We start from the raw sequence: 10848 nt of genomic DNA, 5'->3' as shown, positions 1-10848 counted from the left end.
ACGGGGGTAGCGGACGAGGAACGTCCGCTAGTGGTGTCACGATGAGGACCATGCCGATCTCCTCGTCGACGACCACCTCCGGCCGGTTGCTCGCGCCCGCCCGACCCCTGCGAACCCCCATGTTCGGCCGTTCGGCCATCCCGCCGAGCCTGATGCCAGACGCTCGGTTCCGGTGGCGGGATCGGTCAATCGTTGCGGGGTTTGCCGAACTCTTCGATCAGCACGGGGTACTGCTCTCCGCCGTGTCCGGCGGCGATCGAGCGGTCGGCAATCGCTTTGATCAACTTCGGCAGTTCGGCGTTGACACCCACCGCCTCGCTCTCGTCGATGAGGTGTGCCATCGCCCGCGCGTCGGTCTCCAGGGCCGACACCTCGGCAGGGAAGGAGCCGCTGTCGATCTGCTCGGCATACCCGGGCAGCCATGCGGCCACGACGGCAGCGATCTGCCGGGCGAACGGCGCGTACGTCGCGGCGTCGACACCGGCCGTCCTGAGCAGGGCAGTACCCTGGAGCCAGCCGTTCAGGACGCTCCACATCATGGCCAGGCCGGCCACGTCGTACAGGGACGCCAGCCCGTGGTCCGCGCCAAGGTAGGTGACGGTGCCGAGCGCATCGAGTGTTGACTTGTGTGCCTCGAAGTCCGACTGCGGCCCGCTGTGCAGAATCACCGCCTCGGCGGTTCCGATCGCCGGCGGGACGGCCATGATGGCGCCGTCCAGGTAACGGGCGCCGCGCAGTTCAGCCCACTGGGCGGCTTGGCGCGCCTGGGCCGAGTCGCCCGAGGTCAGGTTGATCAACGTCGTGCCGTCCAGCTTGATGTCGCCCGCGTCGAGCAGTTCGTGCACGGCCTGGTAGTCGGTGACGCAGATGATCGTCAGGGAACCCGCCTGGAGCGCGTCGCCAACCGTTGGCGCCAGCCGCGCACCCTCGGCCACCAGCTGGTTGGCCTTGGCGGCCGTACGATTCCACACGGTGGTGGGATGCCCGGCTTTGAGCAACGCGCCGGCGAGTGCCCGGCCCATCAGTCCGAGTCCGATGACTGCCACGGGTGTGGTGGTTTCGTTGTTCATGGCAGCATCGTCAACGTTGATACCGGTGTGAAGGTCAAGCGAGGTTTCGATGCGGATCGGGGAACTGAGTCGTCGGACGGGCGTCAACGCCCATCAGTTGCGCTACTACGAGGCCCAAGGCCTGCTGGATGCGGACCGCAGCGCGAACGGTTACCGCGAGTACGGCGAGGACGCCATGCTGCGGGTGAAGCAGATCCGGCACCTGCTCGGTGCCGGTCTGTCCTCAGAGGACATCGCGTACCTGCTGCCCTGCGCGGTCGGAGAGCTCCCGGAACTGCTCGGCTGTCCCGAATTGCTGGCCGCGATGCGGTCACGGCTGCAGCGACTGGACGAGCAGATGGACAGGCTCGCCCAATCCCGCGACGCTCTCGCCGACTACATCGATGCGGCCGAACGAACGAGCAGCGAAAGCTATCCACCCTTTGACGGTGCCGAGCCGGAGCCCGTCCCCGCCTGAGCCGCCAGGGTTCGGCTACGGTCCGGGCCAGCGGGAACGCCGTCCCGGGTGGCGGGACGCGCGTCCACGGATGTCCGGCGTCCTTCAGGATCGACTACCACTGTGAAGGTCTTCACCATGCCGGTTCGAATCCACCGACACGAACCGGCGCCACTCCTTGCCATGGTCACAGGCCTGATCAGCGCACGTGCGGGTTCGAGTCCTGCCTAGCCGAACTGACGCACGGGTGCATGCTCACCACCGAACGAGTCGCCGCCGCCGTCACGGAAGGACGGCTACCCGGCCGCGGTCTGCGCAAGATCAACCTCGCCGACGACTACGAGCCCGCACTCGAGATCGTCACCGGCATCTTCGTCCGCAAGGGCGAACGGGACCGCTACGCCGCCGACCACTGGTAGAACCGTCGCGGACCAGGCCAACGCGCCTCGGAGTGCAGCGGACGGCGTCCCGTCTGATGTTTCACTCAGCCCAGCTGGAGGTGGCGGCATCGGACTGCGCTTTCGCACCCGAGCGGCTGCCAAGTGCTCTTGGACGGCCCGCCGCCGGCCATCGCGATACCGCAGGTCAGCCCTGGTCTGGGAGCAGCGCGGAGACATGGTTGCCTGTGGTACGTCATCGATGGGTTGATGAGCTTGGCCACGGCCGGATGAGGAGGTCGTGAAGGTGGTGACGTCGTCCGCCAACCCTGCGGGTGCGGGGAACGCGACCGGCCGGCTCGCTTGATTCGGATGAGTGAAGTGGCCTTGTCGCTGCGATGGGTTCTCAGCTCCAGGCGAAGAGGTCCTGTGTCAGGCCCGTCGCTGCGAAGAGGTAGTCGCGGGACGTTTCGAGTTCCCGGCGCAACCGGGGCAGGTCCGCGCCGAGCAGTTGACCTTTCCACTTGCGCACCTCGCCGGCAACGATCACCGTCTCGACGTTGGTGCGGTCCATCAGCGACACGACCGCTCCCGGAACGCTGTTGAGCGGGGCCACGTTGAGTGCGGTGGCGTCGAGCAGGACGATGTCGGCCTCCTTGCCAGGCGTGAGGGTGCCGGTCTTGCCGTCGAGTCCGAGGTGCTTGGCGCCGTTGACGGTCGCGTACCGCAGCACGTCGCGGACGGTAAGCAGTTCGGGTGTGCCCGGGGCCGGCGTCGGCCAGTTGTTCGGCGGCACGAGGTCGCCTTGGTCGAGGACCATCTGGTTGACGGTCATGCGCTGCATGGTCATCGCGGAGCGCATCTGTGTGAACGGGTCCGCGGCCATCGTCGTCTCGACGTCGGAGCTCAGCGAGGGCTCCATGCCGAGCTGCTGCATCTTGAGGATGGGCGGCGTGCCGTGCCGCATCGTCATCTCGATCGGGAAGGCCAGTGAGACCTGCGCACCGGCGTCCCGCAACCGCCGCCACGTCCGGTCGGACATGCCGGTCATGTGGATGAACAGGTTGTCCGGTCCCACCTCGACGCCGGCGGCGCCCTGAGCGAGGTCGTCGAAGACGGGCCGCATTCCCCACGAGCCGACGGAGTGCGCGGCGATCCTGAGACCCAGCTCGCGGGCGATCGCCCAGGCGCGGGTGTACACCTGCCGGCCGAGGTGCAGCTCACCGCCCATGACCATGCTCACCAGCTGGTCGTCCGAGGAGAACCACCGATCCCTGAGGCGGTAGGCGTCCTGCGGGTACCGGGCTGCCGCGCGGCCGTCACCCTCGAAGAACCCGAACGCCGAACGCCGCCCCGTGTCGACCAGCGCCTGAACCGCCGCATCGGTGTGCTCTGGGGAGTGGTGGATCTGCGAGACGTCCAGCACCGTCGTGACACCGGTGTCGAGCTGCGATAGCCCTGCGAACAGCGAGTTGATGTAGACGTCCGCCGGCCGGTAGTTTCGCGCGAATCCCCGCAGAACGTGCTCGCCGTAGTTCGGGGACGCGCTCGGCGAGCCCGAGTGATCGTCGAGAAGCAGGCCATTGGCGAGAAACGCACGCTCCGCGGTCTCGAACAGGTGGTGGTGCGTGTCGACGAAGCCCGGCAGGACGATGCGCCCCCGAGCGTCGATCACGCCGGCGCCGGCGGCGCGGATGCGGGGCCGGATGTCGACGATCTTGCTGCCCTCGACCAGAACGTCGGCGGCCGCGAAGTTGCCGACATTCGGGTCCATGGACATCACCGCGCCGCCGCGGATGACGTAGCGGCACCCCCTCCGCCCGCTGTCCTTCGGAGGTCGGTCACCGGCACGCCCCTCGGCATCACCGTCTGCGGCGGCCGGGCCGGCGGCGAACAAGCTCGTTCCCGCTGCGGCCACCGTGGCCGTCTTCAGGAAGTCGCGCCGCCCGGTTCCCGGAGCGGGCCGCTCCGGCGGCTCGCCATCGTCACGTCGTCTGGTCATGGTGTGCCTTCCTGCGTGCGGTGGCTGCGGGGACCGCGGACGCCTGCGCACTCCGCCTGAGGGTTCACGAAGGCTCGCCGACGGCGACGCGTCCTGATCAGCACCGCGAGTTGATGTGTCAACTGAAGGCTACGCGCAGGAGTTGATTTGTCAACTCGCGGGATAGGATGGCGCCATGAAGCAGCAGGGATTGACCGCACACGAGCTCCGCGCATGGCGGGTGTCCTTCCAGATGCTGGAGCTGCTGCGGACACGCATCGAGCAGCAGCTCCAGGCCAGCAGCGGTCTGTCCAACGCCGACTACACCGTGCTCGCGCTGCTGTCCGAGGCGCCCGACGGGCGGATGCGCGCCTACGAGCTCAGCCGAGTGGCCACCTGGGAGAAGAGCCGCATGCACCACCAGCTCACCCGGATGTGCAACCGAGGCCTGGTCACGCGGGAACGGTGCGGCTCGCGCGGCATGGAGGCGGTGATCACAGCGAAAGGCCTCACCGCGCTCACGCAAGCCGCGCCCAGCCACGCCCAGGAGGTCCGCCGCCTTGTCATCGACCGCCTCACGCGTGAAGAACTCGACCAGTTTGCCGCCATTGCCACCAAGATCCTCGAGAACCTGCAAGCAGAACAGCCGCACGTCTAGCGGCGACGGAAGCCGCAGGATTGTGCCTGCCGAATACTTCATCCACGCGGGTAGAGGACGTACGAACTCAAGGCGTAGAGCGCTCACGGGGACCGCCGCCATCCGCCGTGACGTCAACCAACTCGGCATGATGACCGGCTGTACTGTTCCGACTGGCCTACCTGGGCGCGATCAACGCCTTCGCGTTGCTGCGCCGGCTGCCAATGAGGAATCGGGACAGGGAGGCGGAGATCCTGGCGCTACGGCACCAAATCACCGTCTTGCAACGCCAACTGGGTACCACCCGGCCTCGGTTCTCCCGCATCAACGAAGTGATGCCCGGACCGCCTGCCCTGCGCGGACATCAGCACCACGATCGCCCGCCGCAACTGCACCGGATCCTTCGACGTCCTGGTGATCCGCTGAAGCTCCGACCCTCGTCCATCGACAACAGCCGCACGAACACACTCGGTCGACGAGCCACAACCGCCTCCCGCACGACCGATTACCGGGTCAACCCTCTGTGACGCACCACTAGCGCCCTGCGATACCCCCGCAACACGGAATTGTATAGGTGAACTGTAGATGTTGTCGCTGGCGCCGCCCCGCGACCGGACACCAGACTCCTTCTGATTGACCCCTCCCCGGCTACGGGCAGCACCGAAAGGACCCCCCATATGTGACTCGCCAACTTGGTATTAGGAATCAGAAGTGCCGGACGTTTGGACTGACAGCACAACCTGCGACTTGCAGCAACCTGGCTGCAGCGAGGAGAAATTCACGGTGACTCGTTTAATGAGAAATATAGGTGCACGGATAGGAATAATGTCGATTGGAACGACTGCGGGCGCTTCCGCGACTTCGTCCTCAACCGTATTCGCCGGAGCGAACACGCGGCACTCTCCGCGTGCGAGGCGAGCCACGCTGCTCCTGGCTGCACTAGCGACGATTGTGGGCATGTTGGCAGCTCCCGGCACGGCGTCGGCGGGAGACGGAAATTTTACCACCGCTTGCCTGGGTCACTCCGTGCTGGCGGGCCCGGTCGCTGTAACACGGCCGACCAGTAGTTTGCCGTGGGGCTATGTTCGCTATTGCTGGGACGGACTGAACAACTTCGCCCAGTTCATCCACGTGGATGCGAATGGACGCCAGGCCCCTATGCCCGCCAACTTCATCGCCAACGCTTGGATCTGGCGCTACGAGGACTACCCCAACGGCTTCAGTGAAAATCGTCCTGTGATGGCCCTGGCGGCAACGGCCATGTGGTGCCGGGAGAAATCTGGTGTCGTAGCCACGGGATTCGCGATACCAGTCCGAGCACCCGATTCCGCGCCTCGGCTTTCATTGAGCAATGGAATGGACGGGAGTGGGTCCTCGTCGCCAGTGGCTGGACAAATCCTGCGGGATAGTGTCCGCCGCACCCATTCGGTGGTCGCGTAGTCGGGGCCGGCGGCACGCGTGATGGTGTTGGACTACGTCGGGGCCGATGTGATCGTCACCGGGGACTTCCGGGCCGCGCTGGAGTGCGATGGTCCTGTGGTTCCCGGTGACGGCGCATTCGCCGCATGTGTGGAGGGGCTAAGCGGAGTGCACGGGGAGCGGAACATCGGCTGGCAGGGTTTGCAACCAGCTTCCTCGGTCCGTGCAACGAGCCCCACTGTTCCGTCCGCGACACGCAATGCGGTCGGGAGAACTTCCGCCAAGCATCGTCCAGGCACGACCTCCCTCCTGTGTGCGCATGAGGGCGGACGCGGTGATGATCGCCTTGGCTACCGGAACAAGGGACGCACCCGTGACGAGGCGGAGAACTCGATCTCCGGCTATATCGACCGCTTCTACAACGTCGACGTGCACGGCTACGCCACCGCCGGTGCTCCGCTGTCGCCCGGCGAGCTTTGAGCTTCCTGCTTCACGCGCTGGGTGTCGCGTCCGACGCCATCCCGGGCCTGCTTGGAGGCCGTGGCCGCGCTCTTCTGCTCGCTGAGCAGCGGACACGCGATGGGCAGCTGGTTTCGGTCGATACCAGGACACGCCGCGCTTCAGGGCGCTTCGACGGGTCGCGCACGGGATTCATCGACGTGCCATGGATTTGTATCGTCCGCATCGACGCGGTGATCATAGGTTGGTCGCGGTGTATCGTGCCGGTGCCGTATCGGGCTCGATCCGGAGGCATTGTCATGGCACGGGTGTTCGTCAGTTACGCTCACCAGGATCTGGACCGCGCCCAGAAGGTCGTCGCGTGGCTGCGCGAAGAAGGCCATGACGTTTTCATGGACCGGGATCGGCAGGACGGGATCGTCGGCGGTGAGCCGTGGAAGCCGCGTCTGTACCGGCAGTTGCGGCAAGCGGACGCCGTGGTGTGCGTGGTCACCCGAGCGTTCGTCGCTTCGAGGTGGTGCAGCGGCGAGGTGTGGATCGCTGACGCGCTCCTGTGCCCGCTGGTGCCGTTGTTATTCGAGCCCAGGGTCGACCCTCCGTTAGTCGGTTCATCCGTGCATCACATCGACTGCACGGCCGATCTCGATGTTGCTCCTGACGAGTTGCTCCGAGCGCTGTATGCCCTTGACCGGCGAGGACGGACACGGTGGAGGGAAGGCAGGAACCCGTTTCCCGGTCTCGAAGCATTCACGGCCGAGCTCAGCGATCTTTTCTTCGGCCGTTCCGACGAAGGTCGCGAGTTGGCGGGACGAGTCCGCGCCGTCGCCGCGGGCGGGATACTGGCGGTCATCGGCCCGTCCGGATGCGGCAAGTCGTCGCTGGTGCGGGCCAAGCTGCTGCCCCACATGGGCAGTGACCTGGACTGGGTGGTCCTACCCCCGTGGATGCCGGGCGACGATCCGCTCTACGCACTGGCCAGTGCGGTTGTATCCGGTGCTGCGGCAATAGGCCTCGAATGGTCACATGCGCAGGTGCTCGAACGCCTGGAGACGGCGTCAGGGTTGCGCCGGGTGGTGGACGACCTTCTCCGCGCCGACGGACAGGCACGGCATGTGCTGATCACGGTCGACCAAGCAGAGGAGTTGTTCACGCAGACAATGGACGAAGGGCTGCGGGGCAGGCTCGCGCTGCTGCTGAAGGAAGCTGTCGCCGGTGCGGCGCAGGTCGTCCTGACGTTGCGATCGATCTTCCTCGACGACCTCCGGATGCTTCCCGGCCTGGTCGAGGTGCCCCTCGATGTCTACGCCCTCGCCCCGTTGTCGGCAGAGATGCTGCGTCTCGCCATCGAGGAACCCGCACGGATCGCCGGATTGAAGATCGACGCGGAGTTGGTGGCGAATCTGGTCGGCGACACCGGCAGCGGGGAGGCTCTGCCGCTACTGGCTTTCACCCTCCAGCAGTTGGCCGACGGGCTGTCCCGCGGTGACACCATCTCGGCCGAGCGGTACGCCGGCCTCGGCGGAGTGCGCGGCGCCCTGTCGCAGCGCGCGGACGCCGCCCACCGCGCCGCCGTGGCGCACAGCGGCTTGGACGAGCGTCAAGTGTTGAGTGCACTGGTATGGCTGACCGCTTTGGACGACACAGGCCGGCGTACCCGTCGTCGGGTCGACTACTCCGGTCTTCCCGACGCGACGCGCACCGCGATGGACGCGTTCGTGGACCACCGGCTCCTGACGACGACCCGTGACCGCAACGGCACCTGGATCGCCGTCGCGCACGAGGCTCTGCTCACCGCTTGGCCGCCGTTGGACGAGGCGATCTCCGAACACACCGTTGTGCTGCACACCATCCGGTCGGTCGAGCGCGCCGCCGAGGAGTGGATCTACGCAGGCCGTGCCGACCACTTCCTCTGGGATGAGGGGAAGAGGTTCACCGCAACGCTGGACAGACTGTCCCTTGATGCCGGTGACCTCAGCGGCAGCCCACACGTCGCCGGCCTCACCTGGAATGCCCAGAACTTCCTCCTCACCTGCCTCGACCGGGTCAGAGTGCGCACGCGGCACGAGCGACGCAGGCGCAGAAGTCGTTGGACAGCGCTGGTGTTGGTTTCGACCATCGTCGTGGTCGCGGTCACGACGGCGGTGTTGCGGGATCAGCAAGCGAAGCTGCAACGTGACATCGCGACGGCACGCAGGTTGGTGGCCCAGGCCGAAGTCGCGAGGAACACCTCGCCGGAGTTGGCGTTGCGACTCGGCATAGCCGCTCATAGCCTGAATCCCGACGACGAGGTCAACGAAAGCCTTGTCGACACGCTGGCGAGAACGAGCTACACGAGACGGATCACCGGATTCAAGGGTCCTGTCGTGGATGTGGAGTTCCGCCACAACACTTCGACTCTGGCAATGGGCGTCAGTGCAAACGAGAACACCGTTGCGCTGTGGGACGTCGGCAGCGTCCCTGAGGTCCGCCCGCTGGCTCCGCCGCTGGATGGTCACCGGCAGCCGGTCCGGCAAACTGCGTTCAGCCCGGACGGCAACACTCTCGCCACTGCGAGTGCCGATCACACCGTGAGGCTGTGGGACACCGGAGACCCAACCACACCACGCCCCCGCACCGCCCCCCTCGACGTCCACGAGGGCTCGGTCAATGCGGTGGCGTTTCGCCCCGACGGTCGCGTCCTCGCCACCGCAAGCCACGACAAGACCGTCGTCCTGTGGGACGTGAACGAGCCCGACCACCCGAAACCGCTGAAAACGCTTGTCGGACACACCAATGGTGTGGAGACGGCGTCATTCAGCGCCGATGGCCGGCTCCTCGCGACCGGTGGCCGGGACGGCACCGTGATCCTCTGGGACACCACCGACCCCACGCGAGCCGAAGCGATCAAGACGTTGACCGCCCACAAGGGCGCCCGCGTGACCTCGGCAACCTTCGCGCCAACCGGACGCACCCTGGCAACGGGAGGCATCGACCAGACGGTCATCTTGTGGGACCTCGCCGATCCCAGCGCACCACGGCAATGGAGTCCACCGGTGACGGCACACGAACATGCGATCGACGCCATCACGTTCAGCCCTGACGCCCGCACCCTCGCCACGGGAAGCATGGACACGACAGTGGTCCTGTGGGACGTGACGGACCCATCCCTGCCCCGGCAGCTCGGCGAGCCGTTGGTGGGCCACACCAACGTCGTGTCCGACATCGCCTTCGCGTCCGATGGCCACACCCTGGCGACGTCCAGTTGGGATGACAGCGTGATCTTGTGGGACATCGCCAATGCCGTCGAGCCACTTGACGGCCACGCGGGCGCGGTGAACACGGTCGCGTTCAACCGCAGCGGATCGCTCCTGGCCACGGCGAGCAGCGACAAAACAGTGGTGCTCTGGGACGTGGCAATCCCCTCCCGACCTCGGCGGTCAGCCCGGCTGACCGACTTCACCGGCGCAGTGGTCTCCCTCGCGTTCAGCCCGGACGGGAACACACTCGTCACGGCCAGTAGAGACAACAGCGTCATACTGTGGGACGTGACCGAGGCCGCCCGGCCCGAACGGCTCGGCGCGCCACTCGCCGGTCACCGATGGTCAGTGGGCAACCTGGCGTTCAGCCCGGATGGCGATCTGCTGGCCACAGCCGGAGCGGACGCCCCCGAGTCCGTCGCCGGAAACCACTCCATCGTCGTGTGGGACGTGACAACACCCGCAACACCACGTCAGCTCAGTCCACCGCTGCGCGGCCACGCGAACTTCATCAACGCCATCGCCTTCAAGCCCGACAGCCGCACTTTGGCATCCGCGGACGCCAGCGGGGTCTTGTTCCTGTGGGACGTCACCGACCCGACAGCGTTCCGTCAGCTCGGTCCTCCTTTCAAGTCCTACTCAGGGCTCGTGACCAGCTTGGCTTTCGGCGACACGCTGGCCACTGGAGGGTGGAACGGCGCAGTCGTCCTGTGGGACGTGTCCGACCCCAACCAGACACGTGAACTCGGCCGTGCCCCGACAGGTCACATCAACTCCGCCGACGACCTTGCCTGGTGGCCCAACACCGTCGAGTCGGTGGCTTTTGACGCCACCGGCCGCACTCTGGCCGCAGCCAGCGAGGAAGGGACCATCACCCTGTGGAACACTTCCGATCCCACGCGACCCCACACCCTGGGCACCGCCCTCAAATTCCACCGCAAAGCGGTGAACACCGTCGCGTTCCACGACGGTAGGCCAAGGCTGGCCACAGGAGGCGCGGACCGCTCGGTAGTGCTGTGGGACCTGACGAAATTCAACGACCTTCGCGACCACGCGGTAGACCGAGCATGTGAACGTGCCGGACGCGGCCTCACCATTGACGAATGGCGCAGGTACGTCGGGACCGAGCCGGGCTACCGGAGGGACAGATGCGCCGACTGACCGATGTCTCGCGACGTGACGACCGAAACGACGAGCCCTCCTCGGACCCGTCCGCGCAAGCGACGTGGTAAT

Annotated in this window: 7 protein-coding genes; 5 read left to right on the top strand and 2 right to left on the bottom strand. The window is 66.4% G+C overall.

Going from position 1 to position 10848, the window contains the following annotated elements; genetic code table 11:
- Positions 1 to 185: 185 nt before the first annotated feature.
- Entirely contained in the window at positions 186 to 1070 is an 885-nt protein-coding gene (locus tag FHS29_RS35000) for an NAD(P)-dependent oxidoreductase (RefSeq protein ID WP_184698759.1), read from the bottom strand.
- 49 nt (positions 1071 to 1119) lie between these two features.
- On the opposite strand from FHS29_RS35000, the gene FHS29_RS34995 reads away from it, so the two are divergent.
- Both FHS29_RS34995 and FHS29_RS34990 read left to right on the top strand, forming a co-directional pair.
- The gene (locus tag FHS29_RS34995; RefSeq protein WP_184698757.1) at positions 1120 to 1527 is read left to right on the top strand and encodes a MerR family transcriptional regulator; all 408 of its coding nucleotides are present in this window, start codon (positions 1120 to 1122) and stop codon (positions 1525 to 1527) included.
- Between the two features lie 230 nt (positions 1528 to 1757).
- The gene (locus FHS29_RS34990) at positions 1758 to 1925 is read left to right on the top strand and encodes a hypothetical protein (protein WP_184698755.1); all 168 of its coding nucleotides are present in this window, start codon (positions 1758 to 1760) and stop codon (positions 1923 to 1925) included.
- A 364-nt stretch (positions 1926 to 2289) separates the two neighbouring features.
- Here the strand turns inward: FHS29_RS34990 and FHS29_RS34985 are convergent, their stop codons facing one another.
- Entirely contained in the window at positions 2290 to 3780 is a 1491-nt protein-coding gene (locus tag FHS29_RS34985) for an amidohydrolase family protein (protein WP_246441182.1), read from the bottom strand.
- A 280-nt stretch (positions 3781 to 4060) separates the two neighbouring features.
- Here FHS29_RS34985 and FHS29_RS34980 point away from each other — a divergent pair, with 280 nt between their 5' ends.
- The 3 genes from FHS29_RS34980 (at position 4061) to FHS29_RS34970 (ending at position 10776) form a co-directional block, all read left to right on the top strand.
- A complete protein-coding gene (locus FHS29_RS34980; protein ID WP_221457230.1) occupies positions 4061 to 4522 on the top strand; it encodes a MarR family winged helix-turn-helix transcriptional regulator in 462 nt (153 codons plus the stop codon).
- A 1440-nt stretch (positions 4523 to 5962) separates the two neighbouring features.
- The gene (locus FHS29_RS38580; protein ID WP_376774510.1) at positions 5963 to 6400 is read left to right on the top strand and encodes a hypothetical protein; all 438 of its coding nucleotides are present in this window, start codon (positions 5963 to 5965) and stop codon (positions 6398 to 6400) included.
- The gene (locus FHS29_RS34970) at positions 6397 to 10776 is read left to right on the top strand and encodes an nSTAND1 domain-containing NTPase (protein WP_184698753.1); all 4380 of its coding nucleotides are present in this window, start codon (positions 6397 to 6399) and stop codon (positions 10774 to 10776) included. The genes FHS29_RS38580 and FHS29_RS34970 overlap by 4 nt, the downstream gene beginning before the upstream one ends.
- Positions 10777 to 10848: the final 72 nt, after the last annotated feature.

It is taken from the genome of Saccharothrix tamanrassetensis (assembly GCF_014203665.1).
GTDB lineage: Bacteria > Actinomycetota > Actinomycetes > Mycobacteriales > Pseudonocardiaceae > Actinosynnema > Actinosynnema tamanrassetense.
This window is presented reverse-complemented; position numbering and strand designations above follow the sequence as displayed.

Excerpts from the sequence above, each read along its gene's own strand:
- FHS29_RS34980 (WP_221457230.1), top strand. The coding sequence starts at position 4,061 with ATGAAGCAGCAGGGATTGACCGCACACGAGCTCCGCGCATGGCGGGTG.
- FHS29_RS35000 (WP_184698759.1), bottom strand. The coding sequence starts at position 1,070 with ATGAACAACGAAACCACCACACCCGTGGCAGTCATCGGACTCGGACTG.
- FHS29_RS38580 (WP_376774510.1), top strand. The coding sequence starts at position 5,963 with ATGGTGTTGGACTACGTCGGGGCCGATGTGATCGTCACCGGGGACTTC.
- FHS29_RS34995 (WP_184698757.1), top strand. The coding sequence starts at position 1,120 with ATGCGGATCGGGGAACTGAGTCGTCGGACGGGCGTCAACGCCCATCAG.
- FHS29_RS34990 (WP_184698755.1), top strand. The coding sequence starts at position 1,758 with ATGCTCACCACCGAACGAGTCGCCGCCGCCGTCACGGAAGGACGGCTA.